The following is a 23,126-nucleotide window of genomic DNA, read 5'->3' as shown; positions in this document are numbered from 1 at the left end:
TCAAGCCTTCTGGAAGTGCTCGGCCACGCGCTTGGGCAGGCTGCTCATGGAGCCGGCGCCCATGCCGATGACCACGTCGCCCGCGCGCGTCATGCCGGCCAAGGCCGCGGGCATGTCGGCCACCTCGGGCACGAACAGGGGTTCGGTCCCGGCCAGGCGCAGGGCGCGCGCCAGGGCGCGGCCGTCGGCGGCGGGAATCGGGGCCTCGCCCGCGCTGTAGACCTCGGTCAGCAGCACGGCGTCGGCCGCCTGCATCACGCGCACGAAGTCTTCGAAGCAGTCGCGGGTGCGCGTGTAGCGGTGGGGTTGGAAGGCCAGCACCAAGCGCTGGCCCGGGAAGGCGCCGCGCGCGGCGGCCAGCACGGCGGCCATTTCGACCGGGTGGTGGCCGTAGTCGTCCATCAGCGTGAAGTGGCCGCCGTCGGCCGTGGGCCACTCGCCGTGGCGCTGGAAGCGCCGGCCCACGCCCTGGAAGGCGGCCAGCGCGCGTTGGATGGCGCCGTCGGGCACGCCCACCTCGGTGGCCACGGCGATGGCGGCCAGGGCGTTGCGCACGTTGTGCTCGCCGGCCAGGTTCAGGGTCACGGGCAAGTCCGGCAGGGTCACGCCGTTGCGGCGCTGGCAGGTGAAGGCCATTTGGCCGCCGGCCAGGGCCTGCACGTCGACGGCGCGCACCTGGGCGTCGGCGTTGAAGCCGTAGCGAACCACGGGGCGCTCGATGCGCGGCAGCACGGCCTGGATGCCGGCGTCGTCGCTGCACACCACAGCGGCGCCGTAGAAGGGCATGCGGTGCAGGAAGTCCAGGAAGGCTTGGTGCAGACGGCCCAGGTCGTGGCCGTAGGTGTCCATGTGGTCGGTGTCGATGTTGGTGACGACCGACAGCACGGGGCTGAGGTGCAGGAAGGAGGCGTCGCTCTCGTCGGCCTCGACCACGATGAACTCGCCCGAGCCCAGGCGCGAGTTGGCGCCGGCGGCGTTGAGCAGCCCGCCGATGACGAAGGTCGGGTCGATGCCGGCCTCGACCAGGATCGAGGTGACCAGCGAGGTGGTCGTCGTCTTGCCGTGCGTGCCGGCGATGGCGATGCCCGACTTCAGGCGCATCAACTCGGCCAGCATCACGGCGCGGGGGACCACGGGGATGGGTTTCGCGCGGGCGGCCAGCAGCTCGGGGTTGCTGGGCTGGATGGCCGTGGACACGACGACGGCCTGGGCGTCGCCCAAGTTCGCGGCGTCGTGGCCGATGGCGATGCGCAGGCCCAGGCCGGCCAGGCGCTCGGTCACGGCGCTGGCGTTTTGGTCGCTGCCCGACACCTGGTAGCCCAGGTTGTGCAGGATCTCGGCGATGCCCGACATGCCGGCGCCACCGACGCCGATGAAGTGGATGCGTTTGACGGCGTGCTTCATGCGGCACGTCCTTTCGATTCAGGGGTCAGGCGTTCGATCTCGTCGGCCACGCGCGCGGCGGCGCCCGGCAGGGCCAGGGCACGGGCGCGCTCGGCCCAGGCTTGGCACTGGGCACGGTCGGTGTCGCGCAGCAGCGCGGCCAGGCGCTCGGGCGTGGCTTCGGCCTGCGGCAGGTGCAGGCCCGCGCCTTGGGCGGCCATGTGCTGGGCGTTGTCGCGCTGGTGCGCGGTGGTGCTGACGACCAGGGGCACGAACACCGCAGCGACGCCGGCGGCGCACAACTCGCTGACGGTGACCGCGCCAGCGCGGCAGATCACCAAATCGGCCTCGGCCAGCGCGGCGGCCATGTCGTCGATGAAGGGCCGCACCTCGGCCTGCAGGCCGCGCGCGTCGTAATCGGCCTCAACGCTGGCGAGGTTGGCGTTGCCGGTTTGGTGAAGCACGCGCGGCCGTGCGTCGGCCGGCAGCAAGGCCAGCGCGGCGGGCACGGCCTGGTTCAGCGCGCGCGCGCCCAGCGAGCCGCCCACCACCAGCACGCGCAAGGGGCCGCTGCGGCCGGCGAAGCGCTCGGCCGGCGCCGGCAGGTCGGCGATGGCCTGGCGCACCGGGTTGCCGGTGACCAGGCCCTGCTTCGTACTCCGTGCGGCGGGGCCGTCGAAGCCGAAGGCCACGCGGTCGGCCAAGGGCAGCAGGGCCTTGTTGGACAGCAGCAAAGTGGCGTCGGCGTTGACCAGCACCAGGGGCCGGTTGAGCCAACTGGCCATCAAGCCACCGGGGAAGCAGACGTAGCCGCCCATGCCCAAGACGGCATCGGCGCTGCGGCGCTTCAAGATGGCGCGGCAGTCCCAGAAGGCCTTGAGCAGGCGCAGGCCGCCAAGCAGCGTTTGCACGACGTTCTTGCCGCGCAGGCCGTTGAAGGCGATGGTGTCGAGCGGGATGCCCGTTCGCGGTACGAGTTGGTTCTCCATGCCGGTGCGCGTTCCCAACCAGCTCACGGTCCAGCCGCGGCGCTGCAGCTCGGTGGCCACGGCCAGGCCGGGGATCACGTGCCCGCCGGTGCCGGCGGCCATGACGACGAGGTGGCGGCTCACGAGCGGCCTCCTCGCATCATTTGTCGGTTCTCAAGATCAACGCGCAACACGACAGCCAGCGCGATCAGATTCATCAAGATGGCCGAGCCGCCGAAGGAAATCAGCGGCAGGGTCAGGCCCTTCGTGGGCAAGGCGCCCAGGTTCACGCCGATGTTGATGAAGGCCTGGCCGCCCATCCAGATGCCGATGCCCTGCGCGTACAGACCGGCGAACACGCGGTCCAGCGCGATGGCCTGGCGGCCAATCAAGAAGCACTTGCGGGTCAGCCAGAAGAAGGCGGCGATGACCATCAGCACGCCGACGAAGCCCAGTTCTTCGCCGATGACGGCGAGCACGAAGTCGGTGTGGGCCTCGGGCAGGTAGTGCAGCTTTTCCACGCTGTTGCCCAGGCCCTGGCCGAACCACTCGCCACGACCGAAGGCGATCAGGCTGTGCGTCAGCTGGTAGGCCTTGCCCTGGGCGTACTTCTCGTCCCAGGGGTTGAGGTAGGCAAAGATGCGCTCGCGCCGGAACTCGCTGAAGGTGATCATCAGCACGAAGGCGCCGAGCAGCACGGCCAGCACCAGCGCGAACATGCGCATGTTCACGCCACCCAGGAACAAGACGCCGATGGCGATGGCCGCGATCACCATGAAGGCGCCCATGTCGGGCTCGGCCAGCAGCAGCATGCCCATGAAGCCCAGGGCCACCAGCATCGGCGTCACGGCCCGGAGGAAGTTTTCGCGCAAGTCCATCTTGCGCACCATGTAGCTGGCGGCGTACATGGCCATCGCGAACTTGGCCAACTCCGAGGGCTGGAAGTTCATGATGCCCAGGGGCAGCCAGCGCCGCGCGCCGTTCACGCCCTTGCCCACGCCGGGAATGAGCACGACCACCAGCAGCACGAAAGCGGCGATGACCAAGACCGGTGTCAGGCGCTCCCAAAGGCGCAGCGGCACCAGGGTGACCACCGACGCGACGCCCAGCCCGATGACGATGGCCAGGATGTGGCGGCTGAAAAAGTGCGTGGCCGAGTAGCGCGCGAACTTGGGATTGTCGGGCAGCGCGATGCTGGCGGAATAGACCATCACGAGGCCCAGGCAGAGCAAGCACACCACGATCCAGACCAGCATCAGGTCGAAGCCGTGGGCACGGCTGGGCTGGCTGTCGCGGATGTGGATGCCATCGCGCACGGGCAGGGTCATCGCGGCCTCGCTGCCGCCGCGCCACCGCGCCAGCCAAGCCTTGAGGCCGCCTTCGCTGGCGCTGGCGCTGGCGCTGGCGCTGGCGCTGTCGCCCGCCGCACCCAAGCCTTGCCAACCCGGGAGCTTGGCCATCACAGCACCTCCCCGCGGTCCGCCGCAATCTCACGCGCCGTGGCCACGAAGACCTCGGCCCGGTGGGCGTAGTTCTTGAACATGTCCAGGCTGGCGCAGGCCGGGCTGAGCAGCACGGTGTCGCCCGGCTCGGCCCGCTCGAAGGCCCAGCGCGTGGCGGCGGGCAGGTCGGCGTGCAGGGCCACGGGCAGGCCGGCTTGGGCCAGCGGCGCGAGCAGGTCCAGCAGCGCGGGGCCGTCGCGGCCGATCAAGGCCACGGCGCGGGCGTGCTGACGGATCGGTTCCAGCAGCGGCGTGAAGTCCTGGCCCTTGCCGTCCCCGCCCAGCAGCAGGCTCAGGCGGCTGCCCTCGCGGTCGGCGGCCAGGCCGGCGATGGCGGCCACCGTGGCGCCCACGTTGGTGCCCTTGCTGTCGTCCACGAAGTCGACGCCGCCCAGGTTCAGCACGAACTCGACGCGGTGCGGCTCGCCGCGGTAGTCGCGCAGCGCGTGCAGCATGGGGGCGAGCGGGCAGCCGATGGCCGTGGCCAGGGCCAGCGCGGCCAGCGCGTTGGCGGCGTTGTGACGGCCGCGGATGCGCAGCGCATCGGCCGGCATCAGGCGTTGGAGTTGGAGCTCGTCGTCGGCCTTGGCGCCGCGCTTGCCCTTGATCGGCGTGTCGTCGGCCGGCAGCGCGCGCACCAGCCAGGCCATGCCGGCTTCGACGACCAGGCCAAAGTCGCCCGGGGCTTGCGGGGCGTTCAGGCCGAAGCGGCAGACCCGCGGGGGCGACCACTTGACCGTGACCTTGAGCGGCTTGCCGCGTGCACCCATGGGCGGAGGCGGCGGCGTGGGCACCAGGGCCTCCACCAAGGGGTCGTCGCGGTTGATCACCCACAGGCCGGCGTCGGGTGCGGCGCTGCCAAAGACGCGGGCCTTGGCGGCGCCGTAGGCCGCCATGTCGCCGTGCCAGTCGAGGTGGTCTTGCGTGAGGTTGAGCACGACGGCGGCGTCGGGCTGGAAGCCTTGCACGGCGTCGAGCTGGAAGCTCGACAGCTCCAGCACCCACACCTGCGGCAAGGCGGCGAACTGCGGCGGCAGCGGCGGCGGCCCGTCGATGGGCAGGCCGTGGGTTTGCAGCATGGCGTCGAGCTGGGCCAGGCTGACGCCTTGCTCGTCGACGAGGGGCAGTTCGGCCTGGTCGGGCGCGGCGACCGGCGCCTCGGCTCCGCCCTCGGGCGCGGCCTCCGGGCCGGCAGGCGCCGCGAGCATCGCTGCGGCATCGGCGTCGGGGGCTTCGTCGTCGGTCGGCAAGGGCTGAACGGCCGCCAGGCGCGCGGCCGTGGCGTCGGCCGCGGCCTGCACGGCGGCATCCAAAGCCGCCTCGCCGCCCTCGGCCTCGAGCGCCTCGCGCAGGGTGTCGAGGAGCGTCGGGCCGATGTTGCCGGCCACGGCCACGCGCCGGCCGGCGGCGGCGCACAGCAGGCCGGTCAGCGCCGTGGTCGTGGTCTTGCCGTTGGTGCCGGTGATGGCCAGCACGGCGGGCGCGTACTGCCAGCGGGCCTTCAAGGCGGCCAGGGCTTCGGCGAACAGGTCCAACTCGCCCTGCACGGCGATGCCGCGCTCGCGCGCGGCGCTCAGCAGCGGGGCGATGCGCGCGTCGTGCGGCGCCAGGCCCGGGCTCTTGAGCACGCGCTGCACGCCCTCCAAGGCCGCCAGTTCGAGGGCGCCGCGCAGGCGCTGGGCTCCGGGCACGCGCTCGGCCAAGGCGGTGTCTTGCGGGGCGGCATCGCGCGAATCCCACACCTGCACGCGGGCGCCTTGGCGCGCGCACCAGTCGGCCATGGCCAGGCCCGAGTCCCCGAGGCCGAGGACCAAAACCGATTGGGAGGCGAGCGCGTTGAGCATGTTCAGCGCAGCTTGAGGGACGCCAAACCCACCAGGCACAGCAGCATGGTGATGATCCAGAAGCGGATGACGACCTGCGTCTCGGTCCAGCCGCTCTTTTCAAAGTGGTGGTGCAGCGGCGCCATCTTGAAGATGCGGCGGCCCTCGCCGTACTTCTTCTTCGTGTACTTGAACCAGCCGACCTGCAGCATCACGCTCAGGGTCTCGGCCACGAAGATGCCGCCCATGATCCCGAGCACGATCTCTTGCCGGGTTATGACGGCGATGGTGCCCAGCGCACCGCCCAGGGCCAGTGCGCCGACGTCGCCCATGAAGACCTGCGCCGGGTGCGCGTTGAACCACAGGAAGGCCAGGCCGGCACCGGCCATGGCGGCGCAGAAGATCAGGAGCTCCCCACTGCCCGGGATGTGCGGGAACAGCAGGTACTTGCTGAACACGCTGGAGCCGGTGACGTAGGCGAATACGCCCAGCGCCGAGCCCACCAGCACCACCGGCATGATGGCCAAGCCGTCCAGGCCGTCGGTGAAGTTGACGGCGTTGCTGGCCCCCACGATGACGAAGTAGCTCATCAGGATGAAGCCCCAGACCCCCAGCGGCATGCTGATGGTCTTGAAGAAGGGCACCAGCAGGTCGGCCTTGGGCGGCAATTCGGTGGAGAAGCCGCTGGCCACCCAGCGGTAGAACAGCTCGACCACGCGCAGGAAGCTGGTCTCCGACACCGAGAACGCCAGGTAGAAGGCCGCCAGCAGGCCGATGAGCGTTTGCCAGAAAAACTTCTCGCGGCTGCGCATGCCCTCGGGGTTCTTGTCGACGACCTTGCGCCAGTCGTCCACCCAGCCGATGGCGCCGAAACCCATGGTGACGATCATGACCACCCAGACGAAGCGGTTGGTCCAGTCGAACCACAGCAAGGTGCTGACGCCGATGCCGATCAAGATCAGCACGCCGCCCATGGTGGGCGTGCCGCTCTTCTTGAGGTGCGACTGCACGCCGTACTCGCGCACGGGCTGGCCGATCTTCAGGCTGGTGAGGTAGCGGATGACCCAAGGCCCAAAGGCCAGGCCGATGAGCAGTGCCGTCATGGCGGCCATCACGGCGCGGAAGGTGATGTACTGGAAGACGCGCAGGAAGCCCCACTCGGGGTACAGCGCTTGCAGCCACTCGGACAGGGCGTAAATCATTCGGAAAGTTCCTTGAGGGCGGCCACGGCCTGTTCCATGCGCATGAAGCGCGAGCCCTTGACGAGCAGGCTGGCGGCGGCCGGCCCTTCGCGCAGGTGCGCGGCCAGGGCCGCGGCGTCGTCGAAGTGGCGAGCGCCGGCGCCATAGGCGGCCAGCGCGTGCAGGCAGGCCTCACCGGCCAGCCAGACGTGGGCGATGCCCCGGGCCTTGGCGTAAGCCCCGACCTCGGCGTGGAAGGCCGGGCCTTGGGCCCCCACCTCGCCCATGTCGCCCAGCAGCAGCCACTGCGGCGCGGGCAGCGAGGCCAGCAGGTCGATGGCGGCGCGCACGCTGTCGGGGTTGGCGTTGTAGCTGTCGTCCACGAGCCGCGCGTCGGCGCCCTTCCAGCGCAGGGGCTGCAGGTGCGAGCGGCCCTTGGCGGCCTGGAACGACTCCAGCCCACTGCGGATAGCGGCCAGCGGCGCGCCCGCCGCCAGCGCGCAGGCGGTGGCCGCCAGCGCGTTGCGCAGGTTGTGCTCGCCCGGCATGGGCAGGGCCACGGGCAGCTCGCCGGCGGGCGTGTGGATCTGCATCGCCCAGTGGCCGCCGGTGGCCGTGCTGGCCCAGAGGGCGTCGACGGTGACGTCGGCCTGGCCCGTGCGGGCGAAGGTCATGTGGGGGCGGTCGCCGGCCAGCTCCCACCAAATGGGCGCGCAAGGGTCGTCGGCGGGGAACACCGCCACGCCGGCCGGACCCAGGGCGGCGAACACCGCGCCGTTCTCGTGCGCCGTGGCCTCGACCGTGGCCATGAACTCTTGGTGCTCGCGCTGCGCGTTGTTCACCAGGGCCACGGTGGGCGCGACCAGCTTGGAGAGCGGGGCGATCTCGCCGGGGTGGTTCATGCCCACCTCGACGACGCCCGCGCGGTGCCACTGCCCGTCTTCGTTTTGACGGAGCCGGAGCAAGGTGAGCGGCAGGCCCACGTCGTTGTTGAAGTTGCCTTGGGTGGCGAAGGCGCCCTCGCCCACCCAGGCGCGCAGGATGCTGTGCAGCATCTGCGTGACCGTGGTTTTGCCGTTGCTGCCGGTGACGGCGATCAAAGGCAGCTGCTTGCGGGCGCGCCAGGCACCACCCAGCTGCATCAGGGCCTGGCGGGTGTCGCTCACCACCAAGCCCGGCAGGCCAGCGGGCAGCGGGCGCGCCGACACGGCGGCCACGGCGCCAGCGGCCTGGGCCTGCGGCAGGAAGTCGTGCGCGTCGAAGCGCTCGCCCACCAGGGCGACGAACAGGTCGCCCGGCTGCAGGCTGCGCGTGTCGGTGTGCACGCGGGCGAAGGGCGTCGCCGCGTCGCCCACCAGGGCCACGGTGAGGCCCCGCGCCTGCAGGGCCTGGGCGGCTTCGCCGAGGGTCCAGTTCACAGGCCGGCCCTTTCCAGCAGCGCGGCGCGGGCCACCTGCGCGTCGTCGAAGGGGTGGCGCACGCCCTGCACTTCTTGGTAGTCCTCGTGGCCCTTGCCGGCCACGACGATCACGTCGCGCGCGTCGGCGGCCAGCACGGCCTCGCGGATGGCCAAGGCCCGGTCGGCCTGCTGCATCGCTTGCGGCGCGGCGGCCGCGATGTCGGCCAGGATGCGCGCCGGGTCTTCGGTGCGGGGGTTGTCGCTGGTGATCACCACGCGGTCGGCCACGCGGGCGGCGATGGCGCCCATCAAGGGGCGCTTCGTGCGGTCGCGGTCGCCGCCGCAGCCGAACACGGCGTGCAAGCGGCCGCCGCGCGCGGCGGTCAGGGGCTTCAGGGCGGAGAGGGCCTTGTCCAGTGCGTCGGGCGTGTGGGCGTAGTCCACGACGACCAGCGGCAATTCGCGGCCGTGGCCGATGCGCTGCATGCGGCCGGGCACGGGCGTGACGGGCGCGCAAGCGGCAACAGCGTCTTCCAGGCCAATCCCCAAGGCGCGCAGTGCGCCCAGCACGCCCAACCAGTTGTGCACGTTGTAGTCGCCGATCAAGCCGGTTTGCACGGGCACGCACTGCGCGCCCTCGGCCACCGTGAAGGCCAGGCCCTGGGCGGTGTAGTGCACGTCGCGGGCGCTCAAGCGCGCCATCTGACCCACGTTCGCCAAACCCACCGTCCAGACGTCCAGGCCAGACAGTTCGGCGGCCAGTTCATCCCCGCGCGGGTCGTCCACGTTCACCACCGCGGCGCGCAGGCCGGTCCAGTCGAAGAGCTTGCGCTTGGCGGCCCAGTAGGCGGCCATGTCGCCGTGGTAGTCGAGGTGGTCTTGCGTGAAGTTCGTGAACTGGGCGACGGCGATGCGCGTGCCGGCCAAGCGGTGCTCTTCGATGCCGATGGAGCTGGCCTCGATGGCGCAGGCCGCAAAGCCGGCGTCGCGCATGGCGGCAAAGCCCTGCTGCAGGCGCACGGGGTCGGGCGTGGTCAGGCCGGTGTAGTCGATGGCGGCGGCGCGGCGGCCGTCGGGGCTGGGCGGCTCGCCCACGCCCAGGGTGCCGACCACGCCGCAGCGCCGGCCGGCCAGGCTCAAGGCTTGGGCCGTCCACCAGGCGGTGCTGGTCTTGCCGTTGGTGCCGGTGACGGCCACGACGTCGATGGCCTCGGTCGGGGCGTCCAGGTAGGCCGCGGCGATGGCGCCGGTGTGGCGCTTGAGGTCGGGCAAAGCGGCCACGCGCGCGTCGTGGAAGTCGAAAGCGGCCAGGCCTTCGGCCTCCACCAAGCAGGTCGAGGCGCCCGCGGCCAAGGCCTGGGCCACGAAGCTGCGCCCGTCTTTGGCGTAGCCCGGCCAGGCGATGAAAGCGTCGCCCGGTTGCACGGCGCGGCTGTCGGTGCGCAGGGTGCCCGTGCACCACTGCTGCAGCCAGCGAACGGCGGCGTCGGGGCTCTTCAACGCGGTCGTGCCCATCAGAAGCTCTCCAACACGGGCGCGTCGCCCTTGTGCGCATTGCGCGCGACGATTTGGCTGTGCACGTCCAGGTCGGGCTGCACGCCCATCAAGCGCAGGGTGTGCTCGACGACCTTGCTGAACACCGGCGCGGCCACCGCGCCGCCGTAGTAAACGCCGTTGCTCGGCTCGTCGACCATCACGGCCACCACGATGCGCGGCTTGCTGATGGGCGCCAGGCCCACGAACCAGCTGCGGTACTTGTTGCTGGCGTAGCCCTTGCCGCCCTCGACGTTCTTGTGCGCCGTGCCCGACTTGCCGCCGACGCTGTAGCCCAGCACCTGGGCCTTGGGCGCGGTGCCACCTTCGCTGGCGGCCAGCTGCAGCATTTCGCGCACGGCGCGGGCGGTTTCGGGGGAGAAGACACGGGCGCCTTGCACCACCTCACCCGGCTGGCGCTTGGACAGGGTGATGGGCAGCAGCTCGCCGTCGTGGGCGAAGACGGTGTAGGCGCGGGCGAGTTGCAACAGGCTGGCCGACAGGCCGTAGCCGAAGCTCATGGTGGCCTGTTCGATGGGCCGCCAGCTCTTGTAGGGCCGCAGGCGGCCGCTGACGGCGCCGGGGAAGTCGAGCTGCGGGCGTTGGCCCAGGCCCACGCCACTGAACACCTCGTGCAGCTCCTTGGCCGGCATCTGCATGGCCAGCTTCACCGTGCCGACGTTGCTGCTCTTTTGGATGATCCCGGCCACGGTCAGGTCGCCGTAGGCGTGCACGTCGGTGGGGTGCCAGCCGCTGATGGTGACGGAGCGGGGGGCCACGTTGAACACGGTGTCGGGCTTGACGCGGCCGCTTTCCAGGGCCTGCGCGATGACCAGCGGCTTCATGGTGGAGCCCGGCTCGAACACGTCGGTCAGCGCGCGGTTGCGCAGCTGGTTGCCGGTCAAGTTCTTGCGGTTGCTCGGGTCGAAGCTGGGGTAGTTGGCCAGGGCCAGGATCTCGCCGGTCTGCGCGTCCAGCACCACGGCGCTGCCGGCCTTGGCCTTGTGCTCGGCCACGGCGTCGCGCACGTACTGGTAGGCGAAGAACTGCACCTTGGCGTCCAGGCTGAGCTGCACGTCGTGGCCGTGCAGCGCGGGCACGGTGTTGTTCATGTCCTCGACGATGCGACCCAGGCGGTCGCGCAGCACCTCGCGGCGACCGTCTTTGCCCTGCAGGCTCTTTTGGTAGGCCAGCTCGATGCCTTCTTGGCCCTTGTCCTCGAGGTTGGTGAAGCCCACGACGTGCGCGCTGGCCTCGCCTTCGGGGTACTGCCGGCGGTACTCGCGGTCTTGGTAGACGCCCTTCAGGCCCAGCTTCTTCACCGCTTGGGCGGTTTCGTCGTCGACCTGGCGGCGCAACCAAGCGAAGCGACCTTCGGTGTCCAACTTGGCGTCGAGCTCGGCGGGCTTCAGGCCCAGCAGCTTGGCCAGCTCGGCGCGGCGGCCCGGGTCCGGGTCCACCTCTTGGGGAACGGCCCAAATGGAGGGCGTGGCCACGCTGGTGGCCAGCACGTTGCCGTGGCGGTCTTGGATGCGGCCGCGGCTGGCGGGCAGCTCCAGGGTGGCGGCAAAACGCGCCTCGCCCTGGGCTTGGAAAAAGTCCTCGGCCCAGATTTGCACGTAGAAGGCCCGGCCCAGCAGGCCGGCGAACGACAGGCCGACCAGCGCCAGGAGCACGCGCGAACGCAGCACGGGCGTGGGGCTGGCGAGCAGCGGGCTTTGCCCGTAGCACACGGTGGTGGCGGCGTCGCCTTGCTTTTTGCCGAACCAGCTCATCGCACGCTCCCCGAGGCCGGCGTGGACGCCGCCGGCGCCGCCGACGCCGCCGCGCCGAGGGTCAAGGCCGGGGTGATGGGGCGCATTTGCAGGCGGTCCCGCGCGAGCTGCTCGACGCGCAGGTTCGTGGCCTCGCCCTCGCGCTCGGCCTGGAGGCGGTGCACGTCGGCCTCCAGCTTGCGCGTTTCGGCCTTGGCGCGCTCCAAGTCAGCGAACAGGCGGCGCCCCTCGTAGGTTTGACGCACCAGCAGCACGGCGGACACCACGAGGGCGATCAACAGCAGGACGTTCATGCGGACCCACATAGATCAAAGCTTCTCGGCCACGCGCAACACGGCCGAGCGAGAACGGGGGTTGGCGGCCACCTCGGCGTCGCCGGGGTGGATGCGGGCGACGGCGCGCAGCGGCAGCGCCTTGGGCGGCGCAAAGGGGGCGTTGCGGTCGGGCTCGTCCTTGCTGTGCGCGGTGATGAAGCGCTTGACCATGCGGTCTTCCAGCGAGTGGAAGCTGATCACGGCCAAACGACCGCCGGGCGCCAGCACGGACAGGGCCGCGTTCAGGGCGCCCTGGAGCTCTTCAAGCTCGGCATTGACGTGAATCCGTAGAGCCTGAAACGTGCGTGTCGCAGGGTCCTGGCCCGGCTCGCGGGTTTTGACGACCTGGCCCACGAGCTCGGCCAGCTCGCGGGTGCGGGTGAGAGGGTGCCCTGCGTCGCGGCGAGCCACAAGCGCCGTTGCAATCTTGAAAGCAAACCGTTCTTCGCCATGGTGTTTGATCACCTCCGTCAAGGTGCGCACGTCGGCGCGGGCCAAAAAGTCAGCGGCCGACTCGCCGCGCGTCGGGTCCATGCGCATGTCCAGCGGCCCGTCGTTGCGGAACGAGAAGCCGCGGCTGGGTTCGTCGATCTGCGGGCTGGACACGCCCACGTCGAGCAGCAGCCCGTGGATGGCGGGCACGTGGAGCTCGGCCAGCACCTCGGCCACCTCGGAGAAGCGGGCGTGGTGCAGCGAGAAGCGGGCGTCCTGGATTTGCGCGGCGGCGGCGCGGGCGTCGGGGTCGCGGTCCAGCGCGATCAGCCGGCCGTGCGGCCCCAGGCGCGACAGCAGCAGGCGGCTGTGCCCGCCGCGGCCGAAGGTGCCGTCCACGTAGACGCCGTTGGGGTTGGCCTCGGCGTGCAGCAGGGCGTCCACCGCCTCGTGCAGCAGCACGGTGGCGTGGGCCCGTTCGGCGGCCGGGCTCAGGGTGTCCGTCATCGCCACCCCTTCAGAAGACGAAAGATTTCAGCGAATCGGGCATGGGCGAGTCCATGGTCTTGGCCTCGTCCAGTGCGTAGGTGGCGGCGTCCCACAGCTCGAAGTGACGACCCACGCCCATCAGCATCAGGTCGCGCTGCAGCTTGGCGAAGGTGCGCAGTTCGGGCGCGATGAGCAGGCGCCCGGCGCCGTCCATCTCGGCCTCTTGGGCGCTGCCCAGCAAGAAGCGGCGCCAGCCGGCGGCTTCCATGGGCAGCTTGAGCAGCTCCTCCAGCATGGCCTGCCAGGTGGGCTCGGGGATCAGCATCAAGCAGCCGCTGGGGTGCTTGGTCAGGGTCAAGCGGCCACCGCACAGGGCCTGCAGGGGCTCGCGGTGCCGCGTGGGCATGGCCAGACGCCCCTTGGCATCCATGGCCAAGGCCGACGGTCCGGTGAACACCCCAGTTGCCACGATGACGCTTCGCTTTTCCCGTTTATCCCACTTTTTTCTACTTTACCTCCTAGCGAAGCCTTGGCGACCCCCTAAAACACGAAAAAGTACAAGCGCATCAAGCACTTAGCCTGCGTTTTTGAACAGGGTTCAACGGTAAAAACTGAAACAAATGAAGCACTTGCGAGGGTTAGCAAAAGTACTCTCTCAGGAACTAAGGATGTCCCCGTAGCATGCTGGCCGCCCGCCTCCCCGCACCACCATGTCCCGCCTTGCCCAACACCTGCTGCTTGCCGTGGCCCTGAGCGCCCTGGCGTTGACCGCCCGCGTCCTGACCCAGTTGCCCTGGGCCACGCTGGCCGTGCTCTTGGGCGCCGGCGTGGTGGCGCAAGGCTTTGCGGCCTGGCGGCCGGCGCCGCCGGCGGTGTACGGGCTGTCCCAGCCCAGCCGCTGGGCGCTGGCTGGGGGCTGGGTCTTGCGCGCGCTGATCGGCAGCGCGCTGCTGTGCGCGCTGCTCGCGGCGGGCCTGTGGGGCTTGGGGGCAGCGGGCGCGGCGCCCGACTGGCACGCGGCCGTGGCCGCGTCGCGTCAGTGGCTCACAGGCTTTCTTTGACGATGCGGCCCGAGCCGGCCTGGATCGGCCGGGCGTTCATCGGGTAGAGCTTCTCGAAGATCGCCAGCTGCTGGGCGCTGATGCCCACGGGCTGGCGCATCACCAACCAGAGCACGCCCTCGGTACAAGGGGGGGTGGTCAAGCTGCCCATGTAGGTGAAGTAGGCCGGGTCGCTGGGCAGCAGGGCCGAGAGGTCCATGGGCACCAGGCCCTTCTGCGTGTCGCCCTTCTCCAGCGGCAGGTGGTTCCAGACCTGCTGCACGACCGGTTGGTCGTCTCCGCGCTCCAGGAGCACGGTCAGCACGGCCAGGCGGCCGGCCTCGTTCTGGTGGAAGAGCTGCACCGACATGTCGAACTGCTTGCCCTGGATGCGCTCCTCGCTGGGCCGGCGGAAGTGGAAGTGCGTCAGGGCGTAGCGCACCCCTTGCACCGTCAGGTGATTGCCCGGCTCCACCGCCACGTGCACGGTGCGGCCGTTGTCCAACACCGAGAAGCCGCTGGGCCTGTAGTCGAACTGAATCTTGTCGAGGTCGACCTTGAAGGTGTCGCGCAGGTCGATGGGCGATTGCCGGGTGCCGACGCCGCACAGGCGATTGGCCGGGTCGATCTCTGCCCAGCGTTCCGGTGCGCCCTCGCCCGTGTAGCCCCAGCGCACCTTGGGCGCGGCCGCCTTGGCCGGGCCCGGTCGGGTCGCGCCGCGGTTCACGGCCTTGACCGCACCGGTCGCGTCGGGTTGCGCCAGGCGCTCGGCCAGGCGCTGGCGCAGGTCGGACTCCTGCGCTTGGGCCCCCGGCAGGGCGGCCAGGGCCAGGCACAGCGCCGCGAGGGGCGGCAGGAGGGTCGGACGCGAAGGGCAGTTCATGCCGCCATCATCGGCCGCCGCGCCGGCCCACTTGAATTGAACGGGAATCAGGCCCCAGTTCGGCCGATGCGGGGCAGGCGGCGCACCCATTGCCAGGCCACCAGGCCCACCATCAGGAAGCCGACCGCCGTCAAGGCCAAGGCCTGCAAAGAGTGCATGACCAGGGGCACCAGCGCGCCGGCCACCAGCGCGTTGGCCGCCGCCGACAGCGCCGACTGCAGCGACGAGGCCATGCCGCGGCGCTCCGGGTTCTCGTCCAGGACCATGATGGTGACGACCGGCACCATGAAGGCCCAGCCCAGGCTGAACAGGCCGATCAGCGGCAGGCTCCAGCGCGCGTGCTGCGGTGCCACGCTGACCAAGAGCAGGTTGGCCAGCACGCCCACGAGCATCAGCGTGAAGCCGCGCCGAATCTGCGACTCGGGCTTCATCTTGCCGGCCACGCGTCCGCTCCAGGCGGCGCCGCCCATGATGCCGCCAATGGTGCACAGGAAGAACCAAAAGAACTGGGTGGGCCCCAGGCCCAGGTGGCGCCCCAGGTACTCGGGCGCGGCCAGCACGTACAGGAACATGCTGTTGAAGGGAATGCCACTGGCCATCACCAGCAGCAGGAAGCGCGGGCTCTTCAGCAGGCTGGCGTAGCCCTGCATGAGCGGCCGCACGGCGAATTCCTGCTTGCTGGCCGGCGGCAGGCTTTCCGGCAGGGCCCGCAGGTTGATGAGCAGCAGCACGGCGCCCACGCCGGTCAGGAACCAGAAGATGGCGTGCCAATCGGCGTGCACGTACAGGTAGCCACCCAGCAGCGGCGCGATGGCCGGCGCCACGCCGAAGAAGATGGTGACCTGCGACATCACCCGCTGCGCCTCGCTCGGCGGGAACAGGTCGCGAATGACGGCGCGCGACACCACCATGCCGGCGCCCGCGCACATGCCTTGCACCGCGCGCCAGAAGATCAAGCCTTCGATCGTGCTGGACAGCGCACACCCCGCGGACGCGAGCGTGAACACGCCCAAGCCGGCCAGCACCACGGGCCGGCGGCCGATGGCGTCGCTCAAGGCGCCGTGGAACAGGTTCATCACCGCAAAGCCCAGCAGGTAGCTGGACAGGGTCTGCTGCAGTTGCACCGGCGTGGCGCCCGTGCTGCGTGCGATGCCCTCGAAGGCCGGCAGGTAGGTGTCGATGCTGAAGGGACCGAGCATGCCCAGGCCGGCCAGCAGCACGGCCAAGAGCCAACGGGGGTGGGGCCACAGCGTGGCGGCTTGCGGGTGCATGGTCGGGGTCCGATAAAAGTTCGTGAAGACGCCCGATGGGCCGGATTCTGTGCACCGGGCTTTCGCCCGGCGTGACCGCCATTCCTCTGGGCCGGGGCTCGCACCCCGGCTCGATGCCACCTACCCGCCTGCTCAGCGAGCCGCCTCAATACAGGCCTACTTGGTGTTGCTGCGCGTAGAGATTGCCCGTTTCACCTCGGCCGCGCCGAGCGCTTGCGCGCTCGCCCCATCCGATGTGCTGTCGGATTCGGGCTTGCGCCCGAAGCCCTGCTCGCGCAAGGCGCGCCCGGCTTGCGCCGGGGCCGACAGAACACTCGAGGATTCGAGAAGTGGCAGCTTGCACCGCGCCTTCTCTCCCCGGCCGAACTCGTCTCTGTTGCTCTGATCCGCACCTCGCGGTGGAGGGGTGTTACCCCCTACGCTGCTCTATGCAGTCCGGACCTTCCTCCAGGGCACCCTTTCGGGCCTTGCCCCAGCGGCGGTCTGGGCGTCTTCACGAGCGGCGATTGTCAGGCCTGCCGCGCGCGGCTGGCGATGGTCACGGTGCCGTGCTCGGACGCAGCGGTCGGAATACGCGGGGATCGTCCAGAAACGACGGGACGTCGTTGTCCGGCCACCAACCCGGCACGGCCAGCACGGGCAAGGGCAGGAAGGGCTTGCGGGCCCAGTCCTGCGGCTGCAAGTCCAGCGGATCGTCCAGCAGCACGTGGGCGCACAGGCCCTTGCGGGGGGCCGTGGCCAGTTGCTCCATGAGCGCGTGGCCCACAAGACGCGGCGGCGCCACGGTCGCCCACAGCGCACGGTGGGTGATGAACATCGCGTGCCAGTCGCGCTGGCGCCACGCGCGGGCGATGGGCGCGGGACACGCCGTCCACACGGCGCCGTTCTCGTCGAACAGGGTCAGCGCATCGCGGACCGGGCCGCGCGTACCGCCCACGCCATGGGCCGCGATTTGCGCCGCCTGCAGCTCGTTGAGCCGGGCCTTGATGGCCGGTTCGGCGCACCAGACGAGGCCATTTAACAGGTCGTGGAGGTGATGGCGCGTGGGCACGCACCCCGTGCGGGCGATGAAGGCCTCGTAGGCCTCGCCGGCCGGCAAGGCCTCGGCCGGCACGAAGCGCCGGGGCGCCCCGGGCAGCGCGTTGAGCGTGGCCACGGCATCGGCCGTGGTCAGAGGCAAGCAGCCGGCCAGCGGCTGCAACCAAGGCGCGAGTTGGACCTGGATCAATCGCGCAAGCGCACCTTGTTGGGCTTGCTGGGCGGCGTGAGCTCGAACGCCATCGGGTGCTTTTGCAACCACCGAATGGACGACGCGTTCTTGCCCAGCAGGCCCAGCTTGCGCAGGGCCTCGGCCACGCGGTTCAGGTCCACGGCCTGCCCTTGCTGCAGTTCGGGCGCCGCGCCAATCAAGCGCTGCACCTCGTCGGGCCGGGCGGCGGGGCCCACGGGCGTCGCGGCCGGGGCCGGCGCCGGCACGCGGGGCGCCGGTGCCGCGGCAAAGGCCGCTTCGACGTCTTCGGCCAGAAGCGCGGCCATCACGTCGTCCACCGCGGGTGCCGCAACGCGCTTGCCCGAGGCCTTGCGGGTCGAGGTCTTCTTGACGGCAGGCTGGGGCACGGGGACCGCCACGGGGGCGGCGACGGGCGCCGCGGTCGGCGGCGCGTCGGCGGCCTTGCGGCGCGAGCGGGTTTTGGTTGGCGCGGGCGCGGTGGCGGCGACCGGCGCCACTGGGGCGACCGGCGCGGCGATGGCCTTGGCGCTGCTGCGGCCGCCCGCGCGGCTGCGACCGCGCGCCGGCCGGGCTTCGCCCTCCTCCACCAAGCGACCGCGGGCCGTGAACTGCACGTAGCGGTCGTACAGGGCCACCGTGCTGTCGCCGGTCTTGCCGTCCTGGCCGAAGCCCAGCACCCGGCAGCCCTTTTCGCGCACCCGGGTCACCAGCGGGGCGAAGTCGCTGTCGCTGCTGGCGATGGCCAGCACGTCGGGGCGCTCGCGCATCACCAACTCCATGGTGTCCACGGCCAGGGCGATGTCGGTGCTGTTCTTGCCGGCGGCCAGGTTCACCATGGGCCGGATGCCCAGTCGCTTGAAGGTGGCCTGGTGCTTCAGCGCGCACTCGGCATTGCAGTAGGCACGGCGGCCGTGCAGCGCGCCGTACTCGGCCAGCAGGTGGGCGACGGTTTGTTCGATGACGTCGATCGACACGTTGTCGGCGTCGATCAGCAGCATCACTTTGGGTTGGGTCAAACGAGGCTCCAGGCCAGGGTTTCGCCCGCGCGCAGCGGTTTGATGACGGCGTCGCCGAAGGGCAGCGTCTCGGGCAGGGTGAGCGGCGTGCGCCGCAGGGTGACGGTGCCGGTGTTGCGCGGCAGGCCGTAGAAGTCGGGGCCATGGAAGCTGGCGAAGGCTTCGAGCTTGTCGAGCGCGCCCAGGGCCTCGAAGGCCTCGGCGTAGAGCTCCAGCGCGGCCGGGGCCGTGAAGCAGCCGGCGCCGCACACGCTGTTTTCTTTGAGTTGCGCCGCGTGGGGCGCGCTGTCGGTGCCCAAGAAGAAGCGCGGGCTGCCGCTGGTGGCGGCCTGGAGCAGCGCCTGGCGGTGCATCTCGCGCTTGAGCACGGGCAGGCAGTAGTAGTGCGGGCGCAGGCCGCCGGTGAAGATGGCGTTGCGGTTGTAGAGCAGGTGCTGGGGCGTGACGGTGGCCGCCGTGTGCGGCCCGGCCTCGGCCACGTACTCGGCCGCCTCCTTGGTGGTGATGTGCTCGAACACCACCTTCAGCTCGGGGAAGGCGGCGCGCAGCGGGCTCATCACGCGGTCGATGAACACGGCCTCGCGGTCAAAAACGTCGATCTCGCCCTCGGTCACCTCGCCATGCACCAGCAGCAGCAGCCCGTGGCGCTGCAGGGCCTCGAGCGTCTTGTAGGTCTTGCGCACGTCGGTCACGCCAGCGTCGCTGTTGGTCGTGGCCCCGGCGGGGTACATCTTGACGGCCACCACCCCGGCGTCTTTGGCACGCGCGATCTCGTCGGGTGGCGTGTTGTCGGTCAGGTACAGCACCATCAAGGGCTGGAAGTCGGCCCCGGGGCCGTCCTTCGGCCGCGCGGCCAGGATGCGCTCGCGGTAGGCCATGGCCTGCGCGGTGGTCGTCACCGGCGGCTTGAGGTTGGGCATGGCGATGGCACGGGCGAACTGGCGGGCGGTGTGCGGCAGCACGGCCTGCAGGGCGGCGCCATCGCGCAGGTGCAGGTGCCAGTCGTCGGGGCGGGTGAAGGTGAGTTCTTGCGGCGTGCTCATCCGGCCATTGTCGGCCGTGGCTTTGAAGGCATCATGGCGGCCGACCTTTACTTCCAGCCCCCACCATGTGTTCGAACCGCTTGCTGGCCATCGCGCTGGCCACCTCCGCCCTGCTGGGCAGCCCCGTGGCCCTGGCCGGCCCCGCCGAAACCGCCGCCGCCACCCGCTGCTTGGCCGACAACACCACGGGTCGAGACCGCAAGGACCTGGCGCGCTGGATCTTCCTGGCCATGGCCGCCCACCCGGAGATCAAGGAGATGTCCAAGGCCAGTTCGGCGCAGCAGGAGCAATCGCAGCGCGCGGTGGCCGGCTTGTTCAGCCGCCTAGTCGGCGACACCTGCGCCACCGAGGTGCGTGCGCTGGTCAAGGCCGAAGGGCCGGGCGCCTTGGGCAAGCCCTTCGAAGTGCTGGGTCAGTTGGCCATGCAGGAGCTGATGACCAATGCCGATGTGAAGGCCAACGTGGGCGGCTTCGAGCGCTTCATCGACCGCGCCAAGGTCGAGCCTGTGTTCAAGCCTTGAAGGTTCAGCTCGCCAAGCGGCTGTAGGCGATTTGCAGCACCTTGGCGTCGCTGCTGGCGCGGTGCCGACCGATCGACAACTCGGCCCGAACGGCCTTCACCGTGGCGTCCCAGCGGACGGCCTGCTCGGGCTTGAGCAGGGCCCGCAGGTCTTCGAGCTTGAAGCGGGGCGACATCTCGGCCGCGTCGAACAGGCGGCTCAGCCAGGGGTAGTCGTGGGCCCAGGCGTCGCAGTACACGGTTTGTCCGCCGAGGCGGTCGTTCAACTGCTGCGCCACCCAACGGGCCGGCTTGCCATGGGTGGCCAGCGTGGGCCGGCTGATGCCGTGCAGCGCCTCGGCGCCTTCATCCCAGTGCGCCCAATCGGGCTCCGGGTTCACCAAGGTGCAAAACAAACCGCCCTCGCCGTCCACGAAGCCCACCTCGATCGGGTAGCTGCCCGTGCCAAAGCCACTGGCTTCGATGTCGAGTAAAGCGGGCAGGCTCATCGCGGGCTCCAAGGCGGTCGGTGGTCGACTCTAAGGCGCCCCCCTCGCCCGGCGGAAGGGGGCTTTCACCGGGCCGGCGTGACGCATTCGTCGCTTCCAGGCGATCGGTTTCCCGGCTGGCCGCCCCCGCCGAATCGGCGCATCATCACGGCCCGACCCAGCCCGACCCCGAACGCCCCATGACCTCGACCCCCACCCCGGACAGCGACCGCCGCCATCACGCCCGCATTCAGTTCGACGGCGAGGCGCAACTCATCACCACGGTGGGCCGTGCCACGGTGCAGTTGGTCGACATCTCGCTCAAGGGGGCCCTGGTCAAGCTGCCGGCCGGCGCGCAGCTGGACAACGGCGAACCGTGCCTGCTGAGCCTGCAGTTGGGCGAGGCCCGCATCAAGATGGCGGCCGAGATCGTCCACCTGGCCGACCAGGAGGCCGGCCTGCGCTGCGCGGTGATCGACCTCGACTCCATCAGCCACCTGCGCCGCCTGGTGGAGATGAACCTGGGCAACCCTAAGCTGGCCGAGCGCGAACTGCGCGCGCTGCTGGCGGCATGAGCGACGCTGCGCCGGGCGCGTTCCGCATCTGCCCCCTGTGCGAGGCCGCCTGCGGCCTGCGCATCGAGACCGAAGGCACGCAGGTCGTGCGCATCCGTGGCGCCGAGGACGACCCCTTCAGCCGCGGCTACCTGTGCCCCAAGGCCATCGCCCTGAAGGACCTGCACGAGGACCCCGACCGCGTGCGCCAGCCGCTGGTCAAGCGCAACGGGCGCTTCGAACCCGTCACTTGGCAAGAGGCCCTCGAAACCATCGAAGCCCGGCTGCTGCCCATCCTGCGCGAGCACGGCCCCGACGCCGTGGCCGCCGTGGTGGGCAACCCCGTGGTGCACCGCATCGGGCTGCTGAACTACTTCCCCCGCCTGGCCCGCGCCTTGGGCACGCGCAACGTGTTCAGCGCCAGCACGCTGGACCAAATGCCCAAGCAGCTGAGCAGCGCGCTGATGTTCGGCCACTGGCTCAGCGTGCCCGTGCCCGACGTGGACCGCACCGACTTCCTCCTGGTGCTGGGCGCCAACCCCGTGGCCAGCAACGGCAGCATGTGGACGGTGCCCGACGTGAAAGGCCGCCTCAAGGCCTTGCGCGAACGCGGCGGGCGCCTGGTCGTGGTCGACCCCCGCCGCACCGAAACCGCCGAGCTGGCCGACCAGCACCTGGCGCTGAAGCCCGGTGCCGACGCCTTCCTGCTGATGGCGCTGGCCGCCACCCTGTTCGAAGAGGGCCTGACCCGACCCATCCCCCACGCCGCGGGCGTGGACGCGGTGCGCGACTTCGTGGCGCCCTACCCGCCCGAGCGCGTGGCCGCCGCCTGCGGACTCGACGCGGCCGTGATCCGCCAACTGGCGCGCGACCTCGCCGCCGCGCCGCGCGCCGCGGTCTATGGCCGCATTGGCACCTGCACGCAGCGCTTTGGCACCGTCAACAGCTGGCTCGTGGACGTGCTCAACGCCCTGACCGGCCACCTCGACCGCGAAGGCGGCGCCCTGTTCCCCAAGGCCCCGGCCTTCGCCGCCAACACGCAAGGCCAACCCGGCCAGGGCAAGGGCGTGAAGCTGGGGCGGCGGCGCAGCCGCGTCAGTGGGGCGCCCGAGGTCTACGGCGAGCTGCCCATCACCCTGCTGGCCGAGGAAATCACCACGCCGGGCGCCGGCCAGGTGCGGGCCTTGTTCACCGCCGCCGCCAACCCGGCCCTCAGCGCCCCCGGGGGCGCCAAGCTCGACGCCGCGCTGGCCCAGCTGGACTTCATGGTCAGCCTGGACATCTACGTCAACGCCACCACGCGTCACGCCGACGTCATCCTGCCCAGCCCCTCGGCGCTGGAGGTGGCGCACTACGACGCGGCCTTCAGCCAACTGGCCCACCGCAACGCCGCGCGCTGGAGCGAGCCGGTCTTCCCCAAGGCCGCCGACCTGCCCGACGACTGGGAATGGCTGCTGCGCCTGACCGCGCTGGTGCAAGGCCAAGACTGGCGCGCGCCCGTCGCCGAGCTGGACGAAGCCCTGCTGATGGAGGCCTTGCAGCACAGCCTGCCGGCCGAATTCGTGGCCCCCGTGCGCCAGGCCCTGGGCGACGCGCCCGGCCCGGCCCGCATCGTGGACCTGGCCCTGCGCCTGGGGCCGTACGGCGACCAGTTCGGCCGCCGCGAGGGCATCAACCTGGCCCGGGTGAAGGCCGCACCCGCGGGCCTCGACCTGGGTCCCCTGCAGCCGCGCCTGCCGGAGTTGCTGCGAACCCCCAGCGGCCAAGTGGAGCTGGCGCCGCCCGAGCTGCTGGCCGAGGGCCCGGCGCTGGAAGCCGCCTTGAACGCCCAGGCGCCGGCGATGGTCGTCATCGGCCGCCGGCACCTGCGCAACAACAACTCCTGGATGCACAACCTGCCCACGCTGGCCAAGGGGCCGGACCGTTGCACGTTGTTGCTTCACCCCGACGATGCCGCGCGCCACGGCCTGCGCGACGGCGCCATCGCCGTCGTGACCTCCGCCAGTGGCGAGGTGCGCGCGCCGGTCGAGGTGTCAACCGCGATGCGCCCCGGCGTGGCCAGCTTGCCCCACGGCTTCGGCCACGGGGGCGAGGGGGTGCAACTGCGCGTGGCACAGCGCCAACCGGGCGCCAACCTGAATGCCCTGCTGCCCATGGGCGACCGCGACCCGCTGAGCGGCACCGCGGTGCTGTCGGGCGTGGCCGTCACCCTGGCGCCCGCCGTGGCGGCGACCTGAGCCGGACGCCGAAGGGCGCGACAGCCGGCGCGGTGTCGCATCGTTCACGCCATGACCCCAAGTCC

Annotated in this window: 21 protein-coding genes and 1 other RNA gene; 4 read left to right on the top strand and 18 right to left on the bottom strand. The window is 70.8% G+C overall.

The window, feature by feature from the left end:
* From murC to mraZ, 11 genes are read right to left on the bottom strand one after another with little or no spacing between them, the layout of a single operon-like run.
* Positions 1–1,404, bottom strand: a complete 1,404-nt coding sequence (gene murC, locus EOD73_RS10610) for a UDP-N-acetylmuramate--L-alanine ligase (RefSeq protein ID WP_127682949.1) — start codon at positions 1,402–1,404, stop codon at positions 1–3.
* Positions 1,401–2,495 (bottom strand): undecaprenyldiphospho-muramoylpentapeptide beta-N-acetylglucosaminyltransferase, encoded by a 1,095-nt coding sequence (murG, locus tag EOD73_RS10605; protein WP_310733055.1) that lies wholly within the window; start codon positions 2,493–2,495, stop codon positions 1,401–1,403. The genes murC and murG overlap by 4 nt, the downstream gene beginning before the upstream one ends.
* Complete coding sequence (ftsW, locus tag EOD73_RS10600; RefSeq protein ID WP_127682948.1) at positions 2,492–3,811, bottom strand: putative lipid II flippase FtsW; 1,320 nt, start codon at positions 3,809–3,811, stop codon at positions 2,492–2,494. The genes murG and ftsW overlap by 4 nt, the downstream gene beginning before the upstream one ends.
* Positions 3,811–5,697: a Mur ligase family protein gene (locus EOD73_RS10595; protein WP_127682947.1), complete on the bottom strand. Its 1,887-nt coding sequence runs from the start codon at positions 5,695–5,697 to the stop codon at positions 3,811–3,813. Before EOD73_RS10595 ends, ftsW begins: the two co-directional genes overlap by 1 nt.
* A 2-nt stretch (positions 5,698–5,699) precedes the next feature.
* On the bottom strand, positions 5,700–6,878 hold the full coding sequence (gene mraY / locus EOD73_RS10590; RefSeq protein WP_127682946.1) for a phospho-N-acetylmuramoyl-pentapeptide-transferase: 1,179 nt from the start codon (positions 6,876–6,878) through the stop codon (positions 5,700–5,702).
* Positions 6,875–8,275, bottom strand: a complete 1,401-nt coding sequence (locus tag EOD73_RS10585) for a UDP-N-acetylmuramoyl-tripeptide--D-alanyl-D-alanine ligase (RefSeq protein WP_127682945.1) — start codon at positions 8,273–8,275, stop codon at positions 6,875–6,877. Before EOD73_RS10585 ends, mraY begins: the two co-directional genes overlap by 4 nt.
* A complete protein-coding gene (locus EOD73_RS10580; RefSeq protein WP_127682944.1) occupies positions 8,272–9,771 on the bottom strand; it encodes a UDP-N-acetylmuramoyl-L-alanyl-D-glutamate--2,6-diaminopimelate ligase in 1,500 nt (499 codons plus the stop codon). Before EOD73_RS10580 ends, EOD73_RS10585 begins: the two co-directional genes overlap by 4 nt.
* Positions 9,771–11,564 carry a peptidoglycan D,D-transpeptidase FtsI family protein gene (locus EOD73_RS10575; RefSeq protein WP_127682943.1) on the bottom strand — a complete coding sequence of 598 codons (1,794 nt, stop codon included), beginning with the start codon at positions 11,562–11,564 and terminating at the stop codon, positions 9,771–9,773. Before EOD73_RS10575 ends, EOD73_RS10580 begins: the two co-directional genes overlap by 1 nt.
* Complete coding sequence (gene ftsL, locus EOD73_RS10570; RefSeq protein WP_240660671.1) at positions 11,561–11,857, bottom strand: cell division protein FtsL; 297 nt, start codon at positions 11,855–11,857, stop codon at positions 11,561–11,563. Before ftsL ends, EOD73_RS10575 begins: the two co-directional genes overlap by 4 nt.
* A 15-nt stretch (positions 11,858–11,872) precedes the next feature.
* Positions 11,873–12,817 carry a 16S rRNA (cytosine(1402)-N(4))-methyltransferase RsmH gene (gene rsmH, locus EOD73_RS10565; protein ID WP_127682941.1) on the bottom strand — a complete coding sequence of 315 codons (945 nt, stop codon included), beginning with the start codon at positions 12,815–12,817 and terminating at the stop codon, positions 11,873–11,875.
* A gap of 10 nt (positions 12,818–12,827) precedes the next feature.
* Positions 12,828–13,256 (bottom strand): division/cell wall cluster transcriptional repressor MraZ, encoded by a 429-nt coding sequence (mraZ, locus tag EOD73_RS10560; protein WP_127683008.1) that lies wholly within the window; start codon positions 13,254–13,256, stop codon positions 12,828–12,830.
* A gap of 253 nt (positions 13,257–13,509) precedes the next feature.
* Between mraZ and EOD73_RS10555 the strand changes: the two genes are divergently transcribed.
* A complete protein-coding gene (locus EOD73_RS10555) occupies positions 13,510–13,860 on the top strand; it encodes a hypothetical protein (protein ID WP_127682940.1) in 351 nt (116 codons plus the stop codon).
* On the opposite strand, the gene EOD73_RS10550 is transcribed toward EOD73_RS10555, so the two are convergent.
* The 6 genes from EOD73_RS10550 to pyrC form a co-directional block, all read right to left on the bottom strand.
* The gene (locus tag EOD73_RS10550; protein ID WP_205702446.1) at positions 13,844–14,722 is read right to left on the bottom strand and encodes a carbonic anhydrase; all 879 of its coding nucleotides are present in this window, start codon (positions 14,720–14,722) and stop codon (positions 13,844–13,846) included. The genes EOD73_RS10555 and EOD73_RS10550 overlap by 17 nt on opposite strands.
* A 47-nt stretch (positions 14,723–14,769) precedes the next feature.
* Positions 14,770–15,993 (bottom strand): multidrug effflux MFS transporter, encoded by a 1,224-nt coding sequence (locus tag EOD73_RS10545; RefSeq protein WP_127682939.1) that lies wholly within the window; start codon positions 15,991–15,993, stop codon positions 14,770–14,772.
* A gap of 20 nt (positions 15,994–16,013) precedes the next feature.
* An RNA gene (rnpB, locus tag EOD73_RS10540) (RNase P RNA component class A) lies at positions 16,014–16,488 on the bottom strand.
* A gap of 43 nt (positions 16,489–16,531) precedes the next feature.
* Positions 16,532–17,221, bottom strand: a complete 690-nt coding sequence (locus EOD73_RS10535; RefSeq protein WP_127682938.1) for a DUF3025 domain-containing protein — start codon at positions 17,219–17,221, stop codon at positions 16,532–16,534.
* Positions 17,218–18,240: an NYN domain-containing protein gene (locus EOD73_RS10530; protein ID WP_240660670.1), complete on the bottom strand. Its 1,023-nt coding sequence runs from the start codon at positions 18,238–18,240 to the stop codon at positions 17,218–17,220. The genes EOD73_RS10535 and EOD73_RS10530 overlap by 4 nt, the downstream gene beginning before the upstream one ends.
* On the bottom strand, positions 18,237–19,283 hold the full coding sequence (gene pyrC / locus EOD73_RS10525; RefSeq protein ID WP_127682937.1) for a dihydroorotase: 1,047 nt from the start codon (positions 19,281–19,283) through the stop codon (positions 18,237–18,239). Before pyrC ends, EOD73_RS10530 begins: the two co-directional genes overlap by 4 nt.
* A gap of 65 nt (positions 19,284–19,348) precedes the next feature.
* Here pyrC and EOD73_RS10520 point away from each other — a divergent pair, with 65 nt between their 5' ends.
* The gene (locus EOD73_RS10520; RefSeq protein ID WP_127682936.1) at positions 19,349–19,804 is read left to right on the top strand and encodes a hypothetical protein; all 456 of its coding nucleotides are present in this window, start codon (positions 19,349–19,351) and stop codon (positions 19,802–19,804) included.
* A gap of 4 nt (positions 19,805–19,808) precedes the next feature.
* On the opposite strand, the gene EOD73_RS10515 is transcribed toward EOD73_RS10520, so the two are convergent.
* Positions 19,809–20,291: a 3'-5' exonuclease gene (locus EOD73_RS10515; RefSeq protein ID WP_127682935.1), complete on the bottom strand. Its 483-nt coding sequence runs from the start codon at positions 20,289–20,291 to the stop codon at positions 19,809–19,811.
* A 179-nt stretch (positions 20,292–20,470) separates the two neighbouring features.
* Between EOD73_RS10515 and EOD73_RS10510 the strand changes: the two genes are divergently transcribed.
* Both EOD73_RS10510 and EOD73_RS10505 read left to right on the top strand, forming a co-directional pair.
* Positions 20,471–20,845: a PilZ domain-containing protein gene (locus EOD73_RS10510; RefSeq protein ID WP_127682934.1), complete on the top strand. Its 375-nt coding sequence runs from the start codon at positions 20,471–20,473 to the stop codon at positions 20,843–20,845.
* Positions 20,842–23,061, top strand: a complete 2,220-nt coding sequence (locus EOD73_RS10505) for a molybdopterin-dependent oxidoreductase (RefSeq protein WP_127682933.1) — start codon at positions 20,842–20,844, stop codon at positions 23,059–23,061. The genes EOD73_RS10510 and EOD73_RS10505 overlap by 4 nt, the downstream gene beginning before the upstream one ends.
* The last annotated feature ends 65 nt before the right edge of the window (positions 23,062–23,126 follow it).

It is taken from the genome of Inhella crocodyli (assembly GCF_004004565.1).
Taxonomy (GTDB): Bacteria; Pseudomonadota; Gammaproteobacteria; order Burkholderiales; family Burkholderiaceae_C; genus Inhella; species Inhella crocodyli.
Note: the sequence above shows the minus strand (reverse complement) of the source record. Positions and strands in the feature narration are given on the sequence as shown.

What these genes read in the sequence shown, in the direction of transcription:
- ftsW (WP_127682948.1), bottom strand. Translation starts at nt 3,811, where the DNA reads ATGGCCAAGCTCCCGGGTTGGCAAGGCTTGGGTGCGGCGGGCGACAGC.
- EOD73_RS10550 (WP_205702446.1), bottom strand. Translation starts at nt 14,722, where the DNA reads ATGAACTGCCCTTCGCGTCCGACCCTCCTGCCGCCCCTCGCGGCGCTG.
- EOD73_RS10505 (WP_127682933.1), top strand. Translation starts at nt 20,842, where the DNA reads ATGAGCGACGCTGCGCCGGGCGCGTTCCGCATCTGCCCCCTGTGCGAG.
- EOD73_RS10580 (WP_127682944.1), bottom strand. Translation starts at nt 9,771, where the DNA reads ATGGGCACGACCGCGTTGAAGAGCCCCGACGCCGCCGTTCGCTGGCTG.
- EOD73_RS10555 (WP_127682940.1), top strand. Translation starts at nt 13,510, where the DNA reads ATGTCCCGCCTTGCCCAACACCTGCTGCTTGCCGTGGCCCTGAGCGCC.
- EOD73_RS10575 (WP_127682943.1), bottom strand. Translation starts at nt 11,564, where the DNA reads ATGAGCTGGTTCGGCAAAAAGCAAGGCGACGCCGCCACCACCGTGTGC.
- EOD73_RS10545 (WP_127682939.1), bottom strand. Translation starts at nt 15,993, where the DNA reads ATGCACCCGCAAGCCGCCACGCTGTGGCCCCACCCCCGTTGGCTCTTG.
- murC (WP_127682949.1), bottom strand. Translation starts at nt 1,404, where the DNA reads ATGAAGCACGCCGTCAAACGCATCCACTTCATCGGCGTCGGTGGCGCC.
- EOD73_RS10595 (WP_127682947.1), bottom strand. Translation starts at nt 5,697, where the DNA reads ATGCTCAACGCGCTCGCCTCCCAATCGGTTTTGGTCCTCGGCCTCGGG.
- EOD73_RS10510 (WP_127682934.1), top strand. Translation starts at nt 20,471, where the DNA reads ATGACCTCGACCCCCACCCCGGACAGCGACCGCCGCCATCACGCCCGC.
- EOD73_RS10520 (WP_127682936.1), top strand. Translation starts at nt 19,349, where the DNA reads ATGTGTTCGAACCGCTTGCTGGCCATCGCGCTGGCCACCTCCGCCCTG.
- EOD73_RS10515 (WP_127682935.1), bottom strand. Translation starts at nt 20,291, where the DNA reads ATGAGCCTGCCCGCTTTACTCGACATCGAAGCCAGTGGCTTTGGCACG.
- mraY (WP_127682946.1), bottom strand. Translation starts at nt 6,878, where the DNA reads ATGATTTACGCCCTGTCCGAGTGGCTGCAAGCGCTGTACCCCGAGTGG.
- pyrC (WP_127682937.1), bottom strand. Translation starts at nt 19,283, where the DNA reads ATGAGCACGCCGCAAGAACTCACCTTCACCCGCCCCGACGACTGGCAC.
- ftsL (WP_240660671.1), bottom strand. Translation starts at nt 11,857, where the DNA reads ATGAACGTCCTGCTGTTGATCGCCCTCGTGGTGTCCGCCGTGCTGCTG.
- rsmH (WP_127682941.1), bottom strand. Translation starts at nt 12,817, where the DNA reads ATGACGGACACCCTGAGCCCGGCCGCCGAACGGGCCCACGCCACCGTG.